Source organism: Blastococcus deserti (assembly GCF_042682525.1).
In the GTDB taxonomy this organism is placed as follows: Bacteria; Actinomycetota; Actinomycetes; order Mycobacteriales; family Geodermatophilaceae; genus Blastococcus_B; species Blastococcus_B deserti.
The window spans coordinates 180,672-200,751 of record NZ_JBHUHP010000010.1 but is presented as its reverse complement, the minus strand read 5'-3'; the positions used below and the strand labels follow the sequence as shown (position 1 = coordinate 200,751).

Genomic DNA, 20,080 nt, shown 5'->3' with positions numbered 1-20,080 from the left:
GCCGCCGACGCGGCCTCCGCGGAGGGAGCCGGTGCCGCCGGGGCGGCCGGTGCCGGCTGGGCGACCTGCGGGGTCACCCGCCGCTCCCCCAGCGACTGCCCGGCCGACGGCGACATCGGGCGCCGGTACGGCGGCAGCCCGCTCGGTGCCGCGGCGGGAGCTCCCCCGGCCACCACGCCGGCGGCCTCCTTGCGGGCATTGGGCCGGCCGCTGTCGAAGCCGGCGGCGATGACCGTCACCCGCACCTCGTCACCGAGGGCGTCGTCGATCACGGCGCCGAAGATGATGTTGGCGTCGGCGTGGGCCGCGTCGGACACGAGAGAGGCGGCCTCGTTGATCTCGAACAGCCCGAGGTCCGAGCCTCCGGAGATCGACAGCAGGACCCCGTGGGCGCCCTCCATCGAGGCCTCCAGCAGCGGGCTGGCGATGGCCTGCTCGGCGGCCAGCAGCGCGCGGTTGTCGCCTCGTGCGCTGCCGATACCCATCAGCGCCGAGCCCGCTCCGGACATGACCGACTTGACGTCGGCGAAGTCCAGGTTGATCAGGCCCGGCGTCGTGATCAGGTCGGTGATGCCCTGGACACCGGACAGCAGCACCTGGTCGGCGGTGCGGAAGGCGTCCATCACGCTGACGTTCCGGTCGCCCAGCTGCAGCAGCCGGTCGTTCGGGATCACGATCAGCGTGTCGCACTCGTTGCGCAGCTCCTCGATGCCCGACTCGGCCTGCACCGCGCGCCGCTTGCCCTCGAAGGCGAACGGGCGGGTGACCACGCCGATGGTCAGGGCGCCGAGCTTGCGGGCGATCGAGGCCACCACGGGCGCGCCACCGGTGCCGGTGCCGCCGCCCTCCCCGGCCGTCACGAAGACCATGTCGGCCCCCTTGAGGACCTCCTCGATCTCCTCGCGGTGGTCCTCGGCGGCCTGGCGGCCCACGTCGGGCTGAGCGCCGGCGCCCAGGCCCCGGGTGAGCTCCCGTCCGACGTCGAGCTTGACGTCGGCGTCGCTCATCAGCAGCGCCTGGGCATCGGTGTTGATCGCGATGAACTCGACGCCCTTGAGCCCGACCTCGATCATCCGATTGACCGCGTTCACCCCGCCGCCGCCGATGCCGACGACCTTGATGACCGCTAGATAGTTGTGCGGAGGTGTCATGCGGCGCTCCCCAACTGGACCCTCATCCTCAAGTTCAGCCTTACAGTTATGTCAACTCGGTCGACGTGGAGGAAGTTAGGTCCGGCGAAGACACCGACACAAACACCCTCCGGAGGTCGGCGTGTCGGTGGACCGGGTTCCCACGAAGCTCTGGGAACTCATTGGTCACATGGGCACCACTGGGTGTGACGACCCGCCTCGAGAACGTCTCATCCAGGGGTCCAGGCTCCCGTGCGCCCCGGAAATCACATCCGCGACATTTGTTTCTCGTCCCGGGCGTGTCGCGACGTCCGGCGTGTCGGTCCACCCGCGGTCCTGCAGCGGTGCGGAGGCGCGGGCCCACCCTCAGCGACGGGGCCCGGGGAACCCGCTGTGCGCGGTGGCGTCCCGGACGGCGGGCGGGCCGGCTAGCGGAGGACGACCGCGTCGGGAGTGCTGACGTCGATGGTGGTGGCGGGCTCGAGCGTCCCCGCCTCGATCTGCTCGAGCAGTCCCACGAGCGCCTCGGACTTGGCCCCGGACTCGGAGGCGTCGCCCCAGCGCACGACGGTCCCGTCGGCCAGGGTCAGCGAGATGTCGTCGGGGCTCGCGGCGGCGGCTGCGGCGACCTGCTCCCGGACGTCCGCGGGCAGCGAACCGAGCGCCGCGATGCCGGCCAGGGTGGCCGGGTCCCGGGGGCCCGGCGAGGCGACGTCGAGCGGCACCACGCCGTCGGGGGCGGCACCGGTGACGGCGTCGAACAGCACTCCCTCGGCGTCGACCAGGGAGCGCCGTCCCGGCTCCCCCACGACGGCGACCGGGACGCGCTGCACGACGGTGATGACGACACTGTCCGGCCAGTCCCGGGTGACCTCCGCCGAGGCGACCTGCGGCAGCCGTGCGACGCGCGTCCGGGCGGCCTCGAGGTCCACCCGCAGCAGCGGCGTCCCGGCCTCGATGCCGGCGGCCTCCTGCACCTGCCCGGCGGGCAGGGTGGTCAGGCCGTCGACGTGCACCGCCCGCACGGCCAGCAGCGGCCCGGCCAGCAGCAGCCAGCCGGCGGCGGCCACGGCGACGAGTGCCGCGGCGAGCTGCAGCCAGCGGCGGTGGCGGCCGCGGGGACGCCCGAACCGGCGGACCGCCGGCGCGGGAGCCGGCTCCGTGGAGTGGCGGACGCCCTCCCGCCGCCGGTTGCCGGCCGGCCGGGTGCCGCGGCCCCGGGCCCTCCTCCCCCGGCCGCCGCTGCGGTCGCGCGTCGTGGTGCCGGAGCGGCTCACCGGTCCGCGCCCGCGGGGTCTCCCCCTCCGGCGGCGCGGAGCACGGCGAGCACCTCGGGCCCGACCATCGACACGTCACCGGCGCCCATGGTCATCACGAGGTCGCCGGGGCGGGCTCGCGCGGCCAGCGCCGGCGCCGCGGCCGACCAGGACGGCTCGAACAGCACGCGCTCGCGCGGGAGCGGGACCGCATCGGCGACCATCGCCCCGGTGACCCCCGGCACCGGGTCCTCCCGGGCGCCGTAGACGTCCATCACCACGACTTCGTCGGCGAGCCCGAGGGCCTGCCCGAAGCCCTCGGCGAACTCCTGCGTCCGGCTGTAGAGGTGCGGCTGGAACGCGACGACCAGGCGGCCGTCGCCGGCGACGGCCCGGGCCGCCCGCAGCTGCGCGGTGACCTCGGTCGGGTGGTGCGCGTAGTCGTCGTAGACCCGCACCCCGCCCGCGACGCCCTTGAGCTCGAACCGGCGGTGCACCCCGCCGAAGCGGCCCAGTCCCTCGATCAGCCCGGCCGCCGGCAGGCCCAGCTCGAGCCCGGCGAGCAGGGCGGCGGCGCTGTTGAGCGCCATGTGCTCACCCGGCACGCGGATCCGGACCCGCCCCAGTTCCGTGCCGTCGAGGACGGCCGTGTAGCTCGTGGCCTCCGGGCCCACCTGCAGGTCGACCAGCCGCAGGTCCGCGTCCGCCGCGCGGCCGTAGGTCCGCAGCCGGGCCGCGCAGGGCACCGCGCGCAGCCGGGCCGCGCCCGGGTCGTCCGCGCAGACGACGACGAAGCCGGCGGGGTCGACGGTCCCGAGGAACCGGTCGAAGGCGGCCTCGACGGCCGCGAGGTCCCCGTAGTTGTCCAGGTGATCGGCCTCGACGTTGGTGACGATCGCCGCGAAGGGCGCCAGGAGGAGGAAGGAGCGGTCGCTCTCGTCGGCCTCGGCGACGAAGACGTCGCCCTCCCCCGCGTGCGCATTGCTCCCCGACTCGTTGAGGTCGCCGCCGATCGCGAAGGACGGGTCGGCCCCGCACGCCTGCACGGCGACGGTCAGCATGGACGTGGTCGACGTCTTCCCGTGCGTGCCGGCCACCGCCACGCTGCGCCGTGCGGCCATGACCGCGGCCAGGGCCACCGCGCGCGGCAGGACCCGCAGGCCCCGCTCCCGCGCGGCCGCCAGCTCCGGGTTGTCGGCCCGGATCGCGGTGGAGACGACGACCGTGTCGGCGTCGCCCAGGTTGGCCGGGTCGTGCCCGACGGCCACCCGCGCGCCCAGGGCCCGCAACGCCAGCAGCGTCGGCGTGTCGCGCCGGTCGCTGCCCGAGACCCGCACGCCACGGGCGAGGAGGATGCGCGCGATGCCGCTCATGCCGGCCCCGCCGATGCCCACGAAGTGCACCGCGCCCAGCTCGTCGAGGCTCGGCACGGGGGCCGTCCAGGCCGCCACGTCCGCCGCGCTCACGTCCGCACCCGCCCCGCGCGCGCGACGTCGAGCACGATGTCGGCCAGCCGGTCGTCGGCGTCGGGCACCCCTGCGGCCGCCGCGTGGCGGGCGTACCCGGTGAGGGCCACCGGGTCGGTGAGCAGCGGCACCAGGTGCCCGGTGATCCAGTCCGCGTCCAGCTCGGCGTCCTCGACCAGCAGCCCGCCGCCGGCCTCGACGACCGGGAGCGCGTTGCGTCGCTGCTCGCCGTTGCCGATCGGCAGCGGCACGAAGGCCGCGGGCAGCCCGACGGCCGACAGCTCCGCCACGGTGACGGCCCCGGCCCGGCACAGGGCCAGGTCGGCGGCGGCGTAGGCGAGGTCCATGCGGTCCAGGTAGTCGACGAGCACGTAGGGGGCACTACCCGCGGGCCGCGGCGGCACCGTCACGGAGGTGTTCTTGGGTCCTCGGGCGTGCAGCACCTGGATGCCGGCGGCGGTGAGGACGTCGGCAGCCGCGACCGCGGCCCGGTTGAGCGTCTGCGCCCCCTGCGAGCCACCGAAGACCAGCAGCGTGGGCCGGTCGGCGTCCAGCCCGAACTCCACCCGCGCCTCGGCGCGCCGCGCGGCACGGTCGAGGGTGCTGATCGCCGTCCGCAGGGGCATGCCGACGTGCTCGCCGCGGTGCAGCGGGGTGCCGGGCACCGTGACCGCCACCCGCGCCGCCAGCCGGGCACCGATGCGGTTGGCCAGGCCGGGGAGCGCGTTCTGCTCGTGGACCACGAGCGGCACCCGTGCCCCGCGGCCGGCGAGGTAGGCCGGCAGCGCCACGTACCCGCCGAAGCCGACGACGACGTCGGCCGACAGCTCCTCCAGGATCGCGCGGGTCTCCGCCACCGCCCGCCGCACCCGGCCGGGGACGCGGAGCAGGTCCACGGTCGGCTTCCGGGGCAGCGGCACCGGGGGGATGAGCCGCAGGTCGTACCCCCGGGCGGGGACCAGCCGGGTCTCCATACCGCGGGCGGTGCCCAGGCAGGTGATGCGCAGACCGCCGTCGCGGCGGCGCAGCGCGTCGGCCAGGGCCAGCATGGGCTCGATGTGCCCCCCGGTGCCCCCACCGGCCAGGACGACGCTCGGGGAACGCCCCGGCGAGCCGGTCACCGGGGGCTCCGGGGCCGGCGGGGAGCCACGGTGGGCGGCGGCTGCCGGCGTCCTGCGCCCGTCGCGCCGCTCCCGGCGGGCCTGCCGTCCCGGGGTGGCACGGTCCGCGGCGGCAGGGCGCGCGGCCGCTCGGCGGCGGCCGGCGGGGTGGATCGGGGCCCACCGGACCAGGGAGGGGCCGAGCGCGGGTGCAGCACGGTGCGCCCGCCGGTGGCCGAGCGCTCCGGTCCGCGGTCCGCGGACCGGCGGCGCGGGCGGACGGGGTCGACGGCCGCCGCGGGCACGGGCAGGAGGAAGCGGGCCAGGCGGCCCCGGGGCTGCGCGCGCTGCGCCTCGATCGCGGCCGGTTCCGAACGGGCGAAGCGGGCCAGCAGCCCGACGATGAAGAGGGTGAGGACCAGCGACGTCCCGCCGGCGGAGATCAGCGGCAGCTGGACGCCGGTGACCGGCAGGAGCCCGACGACGTATCCCATGTTCATGGCGGCCTGCCCCACCAGCCACACCGTGATCGCCACGCTGGCGAGCTGGACGAACCGGTCGGCGGAGCGCCGGGCGATCCGGAACCCGGCCCAGGACAGCACGCCGTAGAGCGTCACGACGACCAGGCAGCCGAGGAAGCCGAGCTCCTCGCCGATGATGGCGAAGATGTAGTCGGACTCCGCGTGCGGCAGCAGGTTCCACTTCATGGCGCTGTTGCCCAGCCCCACGCCCCAGAGCCCGCCGGTGGCGAGGGCGTACATGCCGCGGATGGCCTGGAAGCCGCCGTCGCTGGGGTCGGCGAAGGGGTCGAGGAAGGCGGTGATGCGAGCCATGCGGTACGGCGCCAGCTTCACCAGGACCGCGAGGACGACGGCCCCGGCGAGCGCGAACCAGCCGAACCAGCGCAGCGGCATCCCGCCGCCCCACAGCAGCCCCACCAGGACCAGGCCCAGGCTGACGACGGCGCCGAAGTCGGGCTCGGCGATCAGCAGCAGCGACAGGATGCCGAACACCGGCAGCACCGGCACCAGCAGGGACCTGGTCGTGAGGTAGCGCTCGCGCAGCGCGAGGACGTGCGCGCCCCAGAGCGCGAAGACCAGCTTCGCGAGCTCCGACGGCTGGAAGTAGGTCACGCCGAGGTCGATCCACTGCCGCGCGCCGTTGAGCTCCGCGCCGATGCCGGGGATGAGCACGACGACGAGCAGCCCGACACCGACCAGCAGGCCGATGGGAGACCACCGCCGGATGAACCCGACGGGCATCCGGAGGGCGGCGAACATGGCGATCAGCCCGACGCAGGCCAGCGCCACCTGCTTGACGCCCGGTGCCCAGGCGGGCTCGTCGGCCAGCGCCGCCTCGATCGCCGAGGCGGAGAAGACCATGACCAGCCCGATGGCCAGCAGCAGCCCGGCCGAGCCGAGGACGAGGTGGCTGCTGGTCATGGGCCCGTCGAGCCACGCGGGGCCCTCGAACCGGGGGTGGCGCTCGTAGCGGGTCGGCGTCGCGCGCTCCCGGGGGGTGCGGTCGGCGCCCGACGGCCTGGGCCGGGTGCTCGCCCGGGTGCCGGCGGTCATCGCTCCTCCACCCGGTCCGCCCTCATGGCCCCATCGTCGCTGCTGGGCGGCCCCGTCCGGGCCACCCCCGGCGCGTGTCGCGGGGAGAGGGCGGAACGGCGGCCGGACCGCGGGACGGTGAGCAGTGGGCCGGTCACAGTCCGACGATGTTGAGCCAGTCGGCGTAGAACAGGCCGATCCCGAACGCGACGGCCATCGCCGTGACCAGCCAGAAGCGCACGATGACGGTGTTCTCCGTCCAGCCGGCCAGCTCGAAGTGGTGGTGCAGCGGCGCCATGCGGAAGACCCGGCGCCGGGTGGCGCGGAAGAAGGCCACCTGGATCACCACGGACATCGTCACCGCGACGAACAGCCCGCCGAGGACGACGAGCAGCAGCTCGGTGCGCGTCACGATCGCCAGACCCGACAGCAGGCCGCCGAGGGCCAGCGAGCCGGTGTCGCCCATGAAGATCCGGGCGGGGCTGGTGTTCCACCAGAGGAAGCCCAGGCAGGCCCCGAGTCCCGCCGCCGCGACCAGCGTGACGTCGAGCGGATCCCGCACGGTGTAGCAGCCCTCGATGAGCTCGTTCGCGCAGTCGTGGGTGAACTGCCAGAACGAGATGAAGACGTAGGACGCGAACACCATGGCGGAGGCCCCCGCCGCGAGGCCGTCGAGCCCGTCGGTGAGGTTGACCGCGTTGGAGAACCCCGCGATGAAGAGGTAGGCGAGGATCACGAAGGCGACCGACCCCAGCGCGAAGGGCGCGATGTCGCGGACGTAGGACACCACGGTGGACGCCGGGGTCACGCCGTCCCTGTTCGGGAAGTTGATCGACATCACCGCGAAGGCCACGCCCACCACCAGCTGGCCGACCAGCTTGGCCGTCTTGTTCAGCCCCAGGCTGCGGCGGTACCGGATCTTGAGGTAGTCGTCGAGGAACCCGACGGTGCCCAGGCCCACCATGAGGAACAGGAGCAGCAGCCCGCTGGCCGTGAACCCCCAGTTCTGCTGATCGGTGAGGATCAGGTGCGCGGCCGCGTAGCCGCCGACGGTCGCCCCCACGATCACCGTGCCGCCCATGGTGGGCGTGCCCTTCTTCGACAGGTGGCTCTCGGGGCCGTCGTCCCGGATCTCCTGCCCCAGCCCCTGGCGGCGGAAGGCCCGGATGGCCAGCGGCGTGAGCAGGATGGAGATGATCAGGCTGACCCCGGCCGCGATCAGGACCGACCTCATGCGCCGGCCCCGGTGGTCAGCAGGTCGGCGGCCAGCAGCTCGAGCCCGTAGGAGCGGCTGGCCTTCACGAGGACGACGTCCCCGGGACGGAGCACCTCCGCCAGCAGCTCGCGGGCAGCGGCCCGGTCCGGCACGTGCACCGACTCCTCCCCTGCCCGGCGCCCGGCGGCGACCGCGCCTTCGGCTATGCCTACCGCATCGGGTCCGACCGCCACGATCAGGTCGACGCCCGCGGCGGCGGCGTCCCGGCCCAGCCGCTCGTGCTCGGCCGGCGCGTCCGGCCCGAGCTCGGCCATCGCGCCCAGCACGGCGATCCGCCGCGAGCCGGCCATCCCGGCCAGCGCGGCGAGGGCGGCCCGCATGGACTCCGGGTTGGCGTTGTACGCGTCGTTGACGACGGTCACCCCGTCCGGCCGCCGGTCGACCTCCATCCGCCAGCGGCTGCGCGGCATCGCCGCCGACAGGGCCGCGGCGACCTCGCCGGCGGGCAGGCCGAGCGCGAGGGCCGCGCCGGCGGCCGACAGGGCATTGGCCACCTGGTGCTCGCCGACCACGCGGAGCCGCACCGGGTGCTCCTCGCCGGCCGCCCGCAGCCGGAAGCTCGCCCGGCCCGACTCGTCGAGCACCACGTCGGTGGCCCGGACGTCGGCGTCGGCGCCGCGGCCGACCGCGACCACCCGTGCCCGGGTGCGCGGCGCCATGCCGATCACCCGCGGGTCGTCGGCGTTGAGCACGGCGGTGCCGTCTTCCGGCAGCGCCTCGACCAGCTCCCCCTTCGCCTGCGCGATGGCCTCCGGGCTGCCGAACTCGCCCAGGTGCGCCGACCCGACGTTGAGGACGACGCCCACCTCCGGGCGGGCGATCCGGCACAGCCGGGCGATGTGCCCGGTGCCGCGGGCGCCCATCTCCAGCACCAGGAACCGCGTCTCCCCGTCGGCGTCGAGCACGGTGAGCGGCAGGCCGATGTCGTTGTTGTAGGAACCGGGCGGGCTCACGGTCGGGCCCGCGGCGGCCAGCACCTGGCCCAGGAGGTCCTTGGTCGAGGTCTTGCCGGAGGAGCCGGTGATGCCCACGGTCCGCAGGCCGCCGGCGGTCAGCCGGCCGTGCACCCCGGCGGCCAGCCGGCCCAGCGCGGCGACGGTGTCGTCGACCACCACGCACGGGAGCGCGCCGTCGGGGCGCGTGGCCAGGGCGGCGACGGCGCCGGCCGCGGCGGCCGCTGGCAGGAAGTCGTGCCCGTCGACCCGCTCCCCCGCGACCGCGACGAACAGGTCGCCGGACGCCACGGTGCGGGAGTCGACTGTGACCTTCCCCGTCGCCCGCGTGCCGGCCGGCCCGGTCAGCGTGCCGCCGGCGAGCTCGGCGACCTCGGCCAGGGTGAGGGCGATCATGCCGTCGTACCCAGGGTGGTCAGGACCTCGCGGAGGACCTCGCGGTCGTCGAAGGGGTGCACGGTGCCGGCGATCTCCTGCCCTGTCTCGTGGCCCTTGCCGGCGACCAGCAGGGTGTCGCCCGGTCGCGCCAGCGCCACGGCGGCGGCCAGCGCGTCGCGGCGGCCGGCGACCTCGTGCACCTCGGCGCGGCGGTCGGCCGGGACGTCGTGCACGCCGGCGAGCATCGCGGCACGGATCCCGGCGGGGTCCTCGGAGCGCGGGTTGTCGTCGGTGATCACCACGACGTCGCTGCCCTCCGCGGCGGCGGCGCCCATCGCGGGCCGCTTGCCGGGGTCGCGGTCGCCGCCGCAGCCGAGGACGGTGATCAGCCGGCCCCGCGTCGTGCCGCGCAGCGCGGTGAGGGCGGTGGTGACGGCGTCGGGCGTGTGGGCGTAGTCGACGACCGCGACGAACGGCTGGCCGGCGTCGACCGGCTCCATCCGGCCGGGGACGACGGTCGCCGCGACGCCGGCGAGGGCGGTCTCCACCGGCACGCCGACCGCGTCGAGCAGCGCCACCGCCAGGACGGCGTTGGCCACGTTGAACCGCCCGGGCAGCCGGACCCGCGCGGGCCAGGTGCGGCCCCCGGGCCCGGTGAGCGTGAAGGCCGATCCCCCGTCCGCGGCCGGCTCGATGCCGGTCGCCGTCCAGTCCCCCGGGCCGGAGATCGACACGGTCCCGGCGTGGGGCCGCAGCCGGGCCAGGCGCCGGCCGGCGTCGTCGTCCACCGTGACGACCTCCTGCCGCGCGCGGCCGTCGAAGAGCATCGCCTTGGCCCGGAAGTACTCCTCCAGATCCCCGTGGAAGTCCAGGTGGTCGCGGCCGAGGTTGGTGAACCCCGCGGCAGCGAACCGCACGCCTCCGACCCGGCCGAGGACCAGCGCGTGACTGGAGACCTCCATGACCACCGCCGACACCCCGGAGCCGGCCATGGTCGCGAGCAGCGCGTGCACGGCCGGTGCCTCGGGGGTGGTCCGGACGCTGGGGAACGCCGTCTCCACGACGGTGCCGTCGGCGGCGCGGCCGCGGGTGCGCGTCTGCACCGTGCCGATGAGGCCGGTGCCCAGCCCGGCGGCGGCGAGGCCGGCCTCGACCAGGTAGGCGGTGGTCGTCTTGCCGTTGGTCCCGGTGATGCCCACGACGGTCAACTCCTGGCTCGGCCGCCCGTACACCCGGTCGGCAACGAGCCCGAGGACCGCCCGCGGGTCGTCGACGACGCAGACCGGCAGCCCCGCGCCCAGCGCGGTCTCAAGGCCGGTCGGGTCGGTGAGCACCGCGACGGCGCCCCGCGCGGCCGCGTCGGCGGCGAACCGGGCGCCGTGGGTGCGGGCGCCGGGGAGCGCGGCGTAGAGGTCGCCGGCCCGCACCTCGGCCGACGCCAGGGTGACACCGGAGACCGCGGGGACCTCGCCCGTCGTCCCGCCGGCCACGGGGAGCCCGACGAGATCGGCCAGCTCCGGGAGCGGCATGGGGGCGGCGGTCGGGGGCCGGTGCCCCGCGGGCCCGGGCACCGACCCGGCGTCGGTCGGGGTCACGGGACTCCAATCTACCGGCGGGCGCCGGCCGGCCCGCGCACCTCGGCGCGTCCGGCGGCGCCGGACGCGGCCCGGCCGGAGGGTCCGGGTCGGGGGACGTGCGGTCAGGGCGTGCCGGTGAGCCGGAAGTCCGGCCGCGCCGTCCCCGAGGGGACGACGCCGTCGGCGGTCAGCGCGTACCGGAGGATGTCGGCGAAGACGGGGGCGGCCACCTGGCCGCCCTCGGCGTCGCTGCTGGGCCGCTCGAGGTCGACGGCGACGACGTACTGGGGGTCGTCGGCGGGGGCGAAGCCGACGAACGTGGTCACGTAGCCGCCGCCCTCGTAGCAGTTGCAGTCCGGATTGGGCCGCTGGGCGGTGCCGGTCTTGCCGGCCACGCGGAAGCCCTCGACCTGGCCCAGCGGCGCGGTGCCGCCGGGGCCGACGACTGCCTCCAGCATGTACGCCATCTTCTCGGCGGTCGCCTCGCTGATCACCCGGGTGCCGTCGGGGGTGGAGGCCTCGGTCACCCGGCCGTCGGGCCCGGTGACCGACTCGACGATGCGCGGGGGGACGCGGACGCCGTCGTTGGCGATCGCCTGGTAGATCGAGGCCATCTGCAAGGTCGTCACGGAGACGCCCTGGCCGATCGCGACGTTCGCCGCGCGGACCTCGCTCCACTCGTCGGAGTCCTGCAGGATGCCGGCGCTCTCGCCGGGCAGCTCGATGCCGGTGGTCTCGCCGATGCCGAAGGCCCGCAGGTACTGCTCCAGCTTCCCGTCGCCCACCTCGCGGGCCAGCATGATCGTGCCCACGTTGCTGGACTTGGCCAGGATCCCGGTGACGGTCCAGTCGACCGGGTCGTGGTCGTGGGCGTCGGTGACGACCCGGTCGCCGGCCTGGATGTGGCCGTCGACGGTGAGCACGGTGTCCGGCTCGGCGACCCCCTCCTCGAGGGCGGCCGAGAGCGTGACCGCCTTCATGACCGAGCCGGGCTCGAAGACGCCGGACACGATCGGGTTGCCGAGCAGGTCGGGGTCGGTGGCCGAGTAGTTGCCGGGGTCGTAACCCGGGCACGAGCCCATCGCGGCGACCTGGCCGGTGCGCACGTCCAGCACCACGGCGGAGGCGCGGGTGGTGGCGCCGTCGGCGCACGCCTCCCCCAGGCGTTGCTCGGTCACGAACTGCAGGTCCTGGTCGAGGGTCAGGGTGACGGAGTCGCCGTCGGTGGCCGGGGTCGACTCGTCGATGCCCGACGGGATGCGGTTGCCGCCGCTGCCGACCTCCACCCGGCGCTGGCCCGGCGTGCCGGCGAGCTCGTCCTGGAACGTCTGCTCGATCCCGGCCAGGCCCTCGCCGTCCCGGCCCACGAAACCGACCACCTGGCCACCGACGGTCCCGGCCGGGTAGAGCCGCACGGGGTCGTCCTCGAACAGGATCCCGGGCAGCTCGAGGGCGTCGATGGCGTCGGTGGTCTCCGGCGAGACCTGCGGGGCCAGGACGACGTAGCGGCTGTCCTTCGACAGCTTGTCGGTCAGCTCCGGCACCGGCACGTCCAGCAGCGTCGTGAGGGCGAGGGCGGTGCGCTCCGGATCGTCGACGACCTCGGGGTCGGCCACCACCCGGGAGGCGTCGACGGTGTAGGCGAAGGGGTTGCCGTCCCGGTCGAGAACGGCGCCGCGCAGCGCGGCGATGGGATAGGTGCGCAGCCGGTCCTGCTCGGCGGCGTTGGCGTACTCCGCGCCGTCCACGCCCTGCAGGACGCCGAGTTTCGCGACGACGAGCACCAGCAGCGTGATCATGAACGCCAGGCCCCAGCGGTTGCGCATGCCGCGCTGGTCCATCGACAGGCCGACCCCGCTGCGCCGGCTGCCCGGAGCGCGACGGGAGGTGAACGGTCCGGGCCTGCTCTCCGGATCGCGGGAGCGGGCGGACGGTACGCGCGGGGCGACGGGGCGACCGGTCCCGCGGCCCGGGGACGGGCGAGGGCCCCCGGCCGGTCCACCCGGCCCGCCGGCTCGTCCCGCCCCGCCACTCCATCGGCCGGTGTTCGGCACGGCTCAGTCCCCGTCCTCAGGGGTGCCCGGCACCACGGCCGGCTCGGGCGTGCCGCGCAGCACCGACCCGCCGTCGGGGTCGATCACGAGGTAGGCGGCGGGGCCGGCCGGCACCAGCCCGGCGGCGACCGCCGCCCGGGCGATCTCGGCGGGCGTGCCGCCGGCCACGACCTGCTGCTGGAGCCGCTGGACCTCCTGGGCCCGCTCGGCGTTCTCCGCCCGCAGCTGGGTGGCCTTGAGCGAGTCGACGGCGATCGCGGTGTTGAGGACCAGCAGGGCCAGCGTGGTGCCGACCAGCAGCGCGACGACCAGCAGGACGAAGGGGGCGCGCGGGTGCCGCAGCGCACGGGGCGTCCGCCGGCGGGCCCGGCCGGCCGCACCGCCGGTCACCAGCCGCAGCTCCGGCCTCGTCGTGCCCCGGGGGGGCGTGCTGCGGGAGGGGACGGCCCGGGGACCGGAGCGAACGGACGTCCGCGACGTGACGGCCGCGGCCACGCGGGCCGTGGCGCGGGTCACGCGGCCCTCCTGATCCGCTCGGCGGCGCGGACGCGCGCGGAGGCCGCCCGCGGATTGGCCGCCAGCTCCCGCTCGCTCGGGGCCTCGCCGCCCCGCGTCAGGAGACGCAGGACGGGACCGAGCTCGGGCACCGGCATGGGGAACTCCGGCGGGGTGCGGTCGGTGGCCTCGGCGGCCAGTGCCTGCTTGACGATGCGGTCCTCGAGGGAGTGGAAGGTGATGACGACGATGCGGCCGCCGACGGCGAGGGCGTCGATCGCGGCGGGCAGCGCCCGGTTCAGGGCGCCGAGCTCGTCGTTGACCTCGATGCGCAGCGCCTGGAACGTCCGCTTCGCAGGGTGGCCGCCGGTGCGCCGGGTGGCCGCGGGGATGGCCGCACGGACGAGCTCGGCGAGCCGGCCGGTGCTGGTGAAGGGCTCGCGGGCCCGCTCCCGCTCGATCGCGGCGGCGATGCGGGAGGCGAAGCGCTCCTCGCCGTACACCCGCAGCACCCGCGTCAGCTCCTGGGGCGAGTAGGTGTTGACGATGTCGGCGGCCGTCCGCGGCGCACCGGGGTCCATCCGCATGTCCAGCGGGGCGTCGGCGGAGTAGCTGAACCCCCGGTCCGGCCGGTCGAGCTGCAGCGAGGAGACGCCGAGGTCGAACAGCACCCCCTGGACCTCGTCGATCCCGAGGCGAGCGAGGACGTCGGGCAGCTCGTCGAAGACGGCCGGTACGAGCGTCACGCGATCGCCGTGGCCGGCCGCCTCGATCCGGCGGGCCGCCTCGGCGCGCGCCTCGGGGTCGCGGTCGAGCCCGATCAGCCGCAGGCCGGGGTGGGCGTCCAGCATCGCCAGGGCGTGCCCGGCCAGACCCAGGGTGGCGTCGACCAGCACGGCGCCGTCGGCGGCGCAGGCGGGTGCGAGGAGTTCGAGTACCCGCTCGAGGAGGACGGGCACGTGCACCGGCGGCGGCCATGGGCCCGGCGCCGCGGCAGATCCCGCGCTGCTCATCGTCGACTGCCTCTCGAACGGTCCAGGGGTGCTCCCGGAATGGTGCCGCGCGCCGGCGCCCGGCGGTGGGACGCGGGGCTGCGATCGGGGCGAATCGGTTCCGGTGGAGCGGAGTGGGGCCAGTGGGGCGCAGTGGAGCGCGGGGAGCGGAGGAGGGCCGAGATCCGCTCCGGGGTGGGAGCCCGCCCCCCGCGGGATCCGCCTGGCGTCGGGGAAGAGCGTCAGGTGGCGTCCCGCGGGGGCGGGGTGGTCCGCCCACCCGCTGCGGGTGCTCCGGAGGGCGTCGGGACCGAGCCGCGGGGAAGGCGGCTGGGGCCCGGAGCGCTCGAGCCGCGGGGAAGACGGCTCGAACGGATGTCCTCGGGGGGCGGCGACAGCGGGCAGAGGCGTTCCCGGGATCACGACAGCGTCGGCATCCCCTCGCTCTCCATCTCGGCGTAGGCGGCTTCCTGCTCGGCCACGTAGGCCTCCCAGTTGGCGGCGTCCCAGATCTCGAAGCGGGTGTCCACACCGACCACGACGACGTCGCGGTCGAGGCCGGCGTACTCGCGCAGGCTCGCCGGGATGGTGATGCGGCCGGTCTTGTCCGGCTCGATCTCGACCATCGACCCGAAGCTCATGCGGGCGGCCATGCGGGCACCGGCGGTGTCGTTGGGGGCCATCGCGGCCATCGCGCGGCTCTGCTCGGCGACCCGGGCCATGGTGAGCCCGTAGATGCAGCGCTCCTGCCCCTTCTTGATCACCATGCCGTCGGCCACCTGGTCGCGGAAGCGGACGGGGAGCGCGAGCCGGCCCTTCTCGTCGAGCCGCAGCGGATAGCTGCCGACGAACACCGGATCACCCCCTGCATCTGTCCTCCCGTGGCCTCGCAGGCACCCCGAACGGTCCCCGCCTCCCCACCGGGCGACACAGTAACCCACTAGCCCCCACTCGACACCACTCGACGCCGTGTCGTGACCTGCGCTCCCCACCGGCCGCCCGGGACGCGGCGACCGACGAGACCCCGCAGGTCACGGCGCCGTACGGCCGCCGGACGCCACCCAGCGGTCCGGCCGGTGCGAGGCCCGTTCCAGAACGGGTACGGCCACGTACGGTGGAGAGGTGACGGAGGCGACACGCACCGCCGACGGAGCGGCCGGCCCGTCGGTCGACGTCGCCGCGGTGGGCGAGCGGATCGCGGCGAACATCGGCCGGGTGGTCCAGGGCAAGGACGACGTGGTGCGGCTGGCACTGGTGGTGCTGCTCGCCGAGGGCCATCTGCTGATCGAGGACGTGCCCGGCGTCGGCAAGACGACGCTGGCCAAGGCGCTCGCCGCGTCGGTCGACGCGACCGTCCGCCGGATCCAGTTCACCCCGGACCTGCTCCCGAGCGACGTGACCGGGGTGGCGGTGTACGACCAGGAGACCCGGGCGTTCGAGTTCAAGCCCGGGGCGGTCTTCGCCAACATCGTGGTCGCCGACGAGATCAACCGCGCCTCCCCGAAGACCCAGTCGGCGCTGCTGGAGTGCATGGAGGAGCGCCAGGTCACCGTCGACGGCGTCAGCTACGAGCTGGCCCGGCCCTTCCTCGTGATGGCGACGCAGAACCCGCTGGAGATGGAGGGCACCTATCCCCTTCCCGAGGCCCAGCGCGACCGGTTCACCGCACGGGTCTCCATGGGCTATCCCTCGCGGGACGCCGAGCTGGCCATGCTCGACGAGCGGTCGACCACCGATCCACTGGTCACCCTCTCCCCCGTGGCCGACGCCGCCACCGTCCGCGACCTGGTGCGCGCCGTCGGCGGGCTGTACGTGTCCGAGGCGGTACGCCGTTACGTCGTGGGCCTGGTGGAGGCCTCCCGCCGGTCGCCGCACCTGCGGCTGGGCGCGTCACCGCGCGCGGGCCTGCAGCTGCTGCGGGCGGCCCGGGCGTCGGCCGCCCTGTCCGGCCGCGACCACGTCCTCCCGGACGACGTGCAGCTGCTCGCCTCCCCGGTGCTCGCGCACCGCCTGCTCCTGACCGCCGAGGCCACGCTCGGCCGGCGCAGCGCCGAGCAGGTGGTCACCGAGCTCCTGTCCGCCGTGCCGGTACCCCGCGGGCGCTGAGCAGCCGTGCCGACACCGGCGGGCCGGGTGCTCTCCTCGCTGACCCTCCGCGGGCGCTGCCTGGTGGCCGGGGCGGTGGCGCTGCTGCTCGCGGGCGCGGTCCTCGGCGAGCGGGCCCTCGTCCAGCTGGCGGTCTTCCTCCTCGCCCTCCCGCTGCTGTCGGCGCTGACGGTGGCGAGGGAGCGGTTCCGGCTCAGCGTCCGGCGCACGGTCACACCGCCGCGTGTCCCCCGCGGTGAGACCGCCGACGTCGTCCTCGAGGTCGCCAACGCCGACACGCGGACCGGCGGGCTGTGGGTGCTCACCGAGCAGCTCCCGGGCGACCTGGGCACGGCGCCGCGGTTCGTCGTCGAGCGGCTGGCCGCCGGGGCGCGGACGGAGCTGCGCTACCGCGTGCACGGGCACCGGCGGGGGCGCCACACACTGGGACCCCTGCGGCTCCGGCTGGTCGACCCGTTCGGGCTGGTCGAACGCGGTGCCGTGGGGGCCGACAGCGCGCTCCTGCTCGTCGTCCCCCGGGTCCGGCCGCTGGGCTCCGGCGGTCCGGTGGGCGGTCAGGGCGGCGGCGGTGACGGAGCCCGCCGCACCATCGCGGTGCAGGGCGAGGACGACGTCAGCACGCGCGAGTACCGCCACGGCGACGACCTGCGGAAGGTGCACTGGCGCGCGACCGCCCGTACCGGTGAGCTGATGGTCCGTCTCGAGGAGCGCCCCTGGCGGGCGCAGGCGACCCTCTTCGTCGACACCCGGGCGCGGGCCCACCTCGTGGCGCCCCGTGCGCGACCGGGCGGCCAGGCCGGCATTCCCCCCCGCGGGCCGGCCGGCGAGGACGACCCGCCGACGGACAGCCTGGAGTGGCTGGTGGAGGCGGCCGCCAGCATCGGCACCGACCTGGCCCGCCGCGGCGCGGCCCTGCGCGCGGTCACCGATGCCGGTGAGCTCCTTCCCACCCCCGGCCGCGGGCGGCTGGGGCCCGAGGAGCTGCTCGACGGGCTGGCCGGGATCGGCCCCTCGCGGCTGTCCGGCCTCGGCATCGGCATCGAGCAGCTGTGCCGGGCCGCCGGAGAGGGGCCGGTCGTCTGCCTGCTCGGTGCGGTGGGGCCCGACGACGTCGTGGAGCTCGTCCGCAGCCGCTCCGGGCCCACCACCGACCTCGCCGTCCTGGCCGACATCGAGAGCTGGGCCGACCCGGGCCCCGGCCGCGGCCGGCGGGCGATGTCGGCCGCCGCGCGGGGGGCACTGGCCACCCAGCGCGAGGACGCCGCCCGGCTGCTGCGCGCGGCGGGCTGGCGGGTCGCCGTCGCCCGGGCCGACCGCAGCGTCGCCGACGTCTGGGCCGAGCTCGGCACACCGGTCCCGGCCGACCCCGCCACGGCCGCCGGGCTGCAGGGGACGCGGGCATGACCGACCAGGACGTCCGGGCGTCGGTCGCGGCCGCGGTGGCCACCCTGCTCGGCGCCGCGGCGCTCACGCCGGTCTACACGTCCGCGGCCTGGCTGGCGCCCGTGGTCGCCGTGGTGCTCACGGTGCTGGCCGGGGGGCTGGCCCTGCGGGCCGGCGGGGCCGCGCTGGAGGCCCGCTACCGCCACGGGCGGGCGGCCCCGGCCCGCTCGACCGCGCTCGGCATCGCCCTGGTCCCGGCCGGGCAGCTGGCCCTGCTGCTCTGCGTCCTCACCGCGTTGTTCGCGCCGGCGGACGCGCTCGCCGGAGCGGTCCCCACCTCGCAGAGCCTGCGCCAGCTCGCCGCCGTGCTGGCCGAGGGCTCGGCGGAGCTGCACGAACAGGCCACCCCGGCGCTGCCCCTTCCCGGCCTGCTGGCCCTCACCGCCCTGTTCGTGGGCCTGATCGCCGTCCTGGTCGACCTGGTGACGGTGGCCGGGCGACAGGCCATCCTCGCCGGGCTCGGGCTGCTGGTCCTCTACTGCGTGCCGGTGTCCACGATCACCGGCAGCATCGGTCTCGTCGCGCTCGCGGCCCCGGCCGCCGGCGTCGGTCTGCTGCTGTGGACCGACCAGCGTCGCCGGCTGGCCGCTGCGGGCGGGACGGCGCGGGGCAGCGGTGGCACCGGCGGCGGAGCGGCGCTGCGGATCGGAACCGCGGCACTGGGCGCGGGCCTGGTCGTGGGGTCGCTGGTACCGACGCTCGCCGAGGGGTCCCTGGCCGGCGGCCTCGGCGGGGGCACCGGCAGGGCCACCGGGACCTCCCTCGACCCGGTCGCGGCGATGCAGGGGCAGCTGACGCTGCCCGAGCCGATCGAGCTGTTCCGGGTGCAGAGCTCGGTGGCGGAGCCGGGCTACCTGCGTGCCGTGGCCATCGGCGAGTACGACAACGAGTCCGGCTGGACGCTGAGCAACATGGGGGGTGAGCAGTCCGTGGCCGACGACGACCGGCTGGCGCCGCTGCCGGGGCGCCAGGCCGGCCGGTCGGTCACCGCGACGATCGAGATGCTGGAGCACGACGACCGGTTCCTGCCGGTGCTGTTCTCGCCGCTGTCGGTGCGCCTGGAGGGCCGGGGCGGCGACGGCTGGCGGTTCGACCCGGAGACCGGCACGGTCTACGGCCGTGAGGTGACCAGCGGCGGGCTGACCTACACCGTCTCCGCCACCGAGCCGCGGCCCACGCCGGCCGAGCTGGCCGCTGCGCAGCCCCTCCCTCCGGGCAGCCCGGTGCAGCAGGAGTTCACCGCCCTCCCGCTGCTCGATCCCCGGGTGACCGACCTGGTCGCCCAGGTGACCGCGGGCGCCGGCACGCCCTACCAGCGGGTCCGCAGCATCCAGGAGTTCCTGACCGACCGGGCCAACGGCTTCGCGTACAGCCTCTCCACCGCGCCGGGAACCAGCGGCGACGACCTCGTGGACTTCCTGCAGCTGCGCCGCGGCTACTGCGAGCAGTACGCCGGCGCGATGGCGGTCATGGTGCGGGCCGCAGGCGTGCCCGCTCGGGTGGCGCTGGGCTACACGCCCGGCACCGTGCAGGACGACGGCAGCCGGCTGGTCACCAGCGACGACGCGCACGCGTGGGTGGAGGTGTACTTCGCGGACCTGGGCTGGGTGCCGTTCGACCCGACGCCCATCGCCCGCGACCGCGCCGTCGACCTGCCCTGGGCGCCGCGGGCGGGCGACGAGGAGACCACCGACAGCCGGGCGGACGCGCCGCTGCCCACCGCGCCCACGCAGCCCCTGCCGCCCGGCGCGCAGGACCGCGTCCCCGGCGGGATGCCGGTCCCGCAGTCGGATCCGGGCGCCGACGACGGGCTGTGGCCGCTGGCCGGAGGGATCGGCGCCGTCCTGCTGGCCGCGGCCCTCGTGGGAACGCCGGCGGGCGCCCGGGCGCTCCAGCGACGCCGCCGGCTGGCGGCCGGGACCGCGGGGGCGCTGTGGGACGAGCTCGGCGCGACCGCCCTCGACGCGGGCATCCGGCTGCAGCCGACCTGGACGCCCCGCCAGTCGGCCCGCGAGCTCGGCGCCGTCCTGACCCGCTCCGGTTCCTCGGGCGGTGCCGGCGCCGACGCCGTCCTGCGGCTGGCCCTGGCCGAGGAGGCCGCCAGCTACGGGCCGTCCACCGGGACGGCGGTGCACCCGGACCTGTCGGCGGGGCTGCACGTGGCGCGGCGGGCGCTGCTCGCCTCCCTGCCCCGCCGGGCCCGGCTCCGGGCGCGGCTGTGGCCGGCGTCGCTGGTCGACGGTGCCGGGGGCCGGCTGGCCGCGGCGGCACGCCGGCGGCTGCCGTCGCCGGCCCGCCGGC

Annotated in this window: 15 protein-coding genes (1 of these 15 running past the window's edge); 3 read left to right on the top strand and 12 right to left on the bottom strand. The window is 76.1% G+C overall.

Features of this window, described 5'->3' with window-relative positions; genetic code table 11:
• From ftsZ to mraZ, 12 genes are all read right to left on the bottom strand, one after another.
• On the bottom strand, positions 1-1,073 hold the 5' portion of the coding sequence (gene ftsZ, locus ACFSHS_RS11765; protein ID WP_465252826.1) for a cell division protein FtsZ. Its footprint begins 46 nt before the window's first position; only the first 1,073 of its 1,119 coding nucleotides appear in the window; it begins with the start codon at positions 1,071-1,073; its stop codon lies off the left edge, out of view.
• Positions 1,074-1,558: 485 nt separating this feature from the next.
• Positions 1,559-2,407 carry a cell division protein FtsQ/DivIB gene (locus ACFSHS_RS11760; RefSeq protein ID WP_376875753.1) on the bottom strand — a complete coding sequence of 283 codons (849 nt, stop codon included), beginning with the start codon at positions 2,405-2,407 and terminating at the stop codon, positions 1,559-1,561.
• On the bottom strand, positions 2,404-3,852 hold the full coding sequence (gene murC, locus ACFSHS_RS11755; protein ID WP_376875750.1) for a UDP-N-acetylmuramate--L-alanine ligase: 1,449 nt from the start codon (positions 3,850-3,852) through the stop codon (positions 2,404-2,406). Before murC ends, ACFSHS_RS11760 begins: the two co-directional genes overlap by 4 nt.
• On the bottom strand, positions 3,849-4,973 hold the full coding sequence (gene murG, locus ACFSHS_RS11750) for an undecaprenyldiphospho-muramoylpentapeptide beta-N-acetylglucosaminyltransferase (RefSeq protein ID WP_458199761.1): 1,125 nt from the start codon (positions 4,971-4,973) through the stop codon (positions 3,849-3,851). Before murG ends, murC begins: the two co-directional genes overlap by 4 nt.
• Complete coding sequence (gene ftsW, locus ACFSHS_RS11745; RefSeq protein WP_376875747.1) at positions 4,970-6,526, bottom strand: putative lipid II flippase FtsW; 1,557 nt, start codon at positions 6,524-6,526, stop codon at positions 4,970-4,972. The genes murG and ftsW overlap by 4 nt, the downstream gene beginning before the upstream one ends.
• A gap of 133 nt (positions 6,527-6,659) precedes the next feature.
• Positions 6,660-7,739: a phospho-N-acetylmuramoyl-pentapeptide-transferase gene (mraY, locus tag ACFSHS_RS11740; RefSeq protein WP_376875744.1), complete on the bottom strand. Its 1,080-nt coding sequence runs from the start codon at positions 7,737-7,739 to the stop codon at positions 6,660-6,662.
• Positions 7,736-9,130 (bottom strand): UDP-N-acetylmuramoyl-tripeptide--D-alanyl-D-alanine ligase, encoded by a 1,395-nt coding sequence (locus ACFSHS_RS11735; RefSeq protein WP_376875741.1) that lies wholly within the window; start codon positions 9,128-9,130, stop codon positions 7,736-7,738. Before ACFSHS_RS11735 ends, mraY begins: the two co-directional genes overlap by 4 nt.
• Positions 9,127-10,707: a UDP-N-acetylmuramoyl-L-alanyl-D-glutamate--2,6-diaminopimelate ligase gene (locus ACFSHS_RS11730; protein WP_376875738.1), complete on the bottom strand. Its 1,581-nt coding sequence runs from the start codon at positions 10,705-10,707 to the stop codon at positions 9,127-9,129. The genes ACFSHS_RS11735 and ACFSHS_RS11730 overlap by 4 nt, the downstream gene beginning before the upstream one ends.
• A 104-nt stretch (positions 10,708-10,811) precedes the next feature.
• The gene (locus ACFSHS_RS11725; protein WP_376875735.1) at positions 10,812-12,530 is read right to left on the bottom strand and encodes a peptidoglycan D,D-transpeptidase FtsI family protein; all 1,719 of its coding nucleotides are present in this window, start codon (positions 12,528-12,530) and stop codon (positions 10,812-10,814) included.
• Positions 12,531-12,746: 216 nt separating this feature from the next.
• A complete protein-coding gene (gene ftsL / locus ACFSHS_RS11720) occupies positions 12,747-13,259 on the bottom strand; it encodes a cell division protein FtsL (protein WP_376875732.1) in 513 nt (170 codons plus the stop codon).
• Positions 13,256-14,251 (bottom strand): 16S rRNA (cytosine(1402)-N(4))-methyltransferase RsmH, encoded by a 996-nt coding sequence (gene rsmH / locus ACFSHS_RS11715; RefSeq protein ID WP_376875729.1) that lies wholly within the window; start codon positions 14,249-14,251, stop codon positions 13,256-13,258. Before rsmH ends, ftsL begins: the two co-directional genes overlap by 4 nt.
• A gap of 398 nt (positions 14,252-14,649) precedes the next feature.
• The gene (mraZ, locus tag ACFSHS_RS11710; RefSeq protein WP_376875726.1) at positions 14,650-15,084 is read right to left on the bottom strand and encodes a division/cell wall cluster transcriptional repressor MraZ; all 435 of its coding nucleotides are present in this window, start codon (positions 15,082-15,084) and stop codon (positions 14,650-14,652) included.
• Between the two features lie 268 nt (positions 15,085-15,352).
• On the opposite strand from mraZ, the gene ACFSHS_RS11705 reads away from it, so the two are divergent.
• From ACFSHS_RS11705 to ACFSHS_RS11695, 3 genes are all read left to right on the top strand, one after another.
• A complete protein-coding gene (locus ACFSHS_RS11705) occupies positions 15,353-16,336 on the top strand; it encodes an AAA family ATPase (RefSeq protein WP_376875723.1) in 984 nt (327 codons plus the stop codon).
• A gap of 6 nt (positions 16,337-16,342) precedes the next feature.
• Complete coding sequence (locus ACFSHS_RS11700) at positions 16,343-17,740, top strand: DUF58 domain-containing protein (RefSeq protein WP_376875720.1); 1,398 nt, start codon at positions 16,343-16,345, stop codon at positions 17,738-17,740.
• Positions 17,737-20,080: transglutaminase TgpA family protein (locus ACFSHS_RS11695; protein ID WP_376875717.1), on the top strand; the 2,344-nt coding region annotated here is incomplete at its 3' end. The genes ACFSHS_RS11700 and ACFSHS_RS11695, both read left to right, overlap by 4 nt.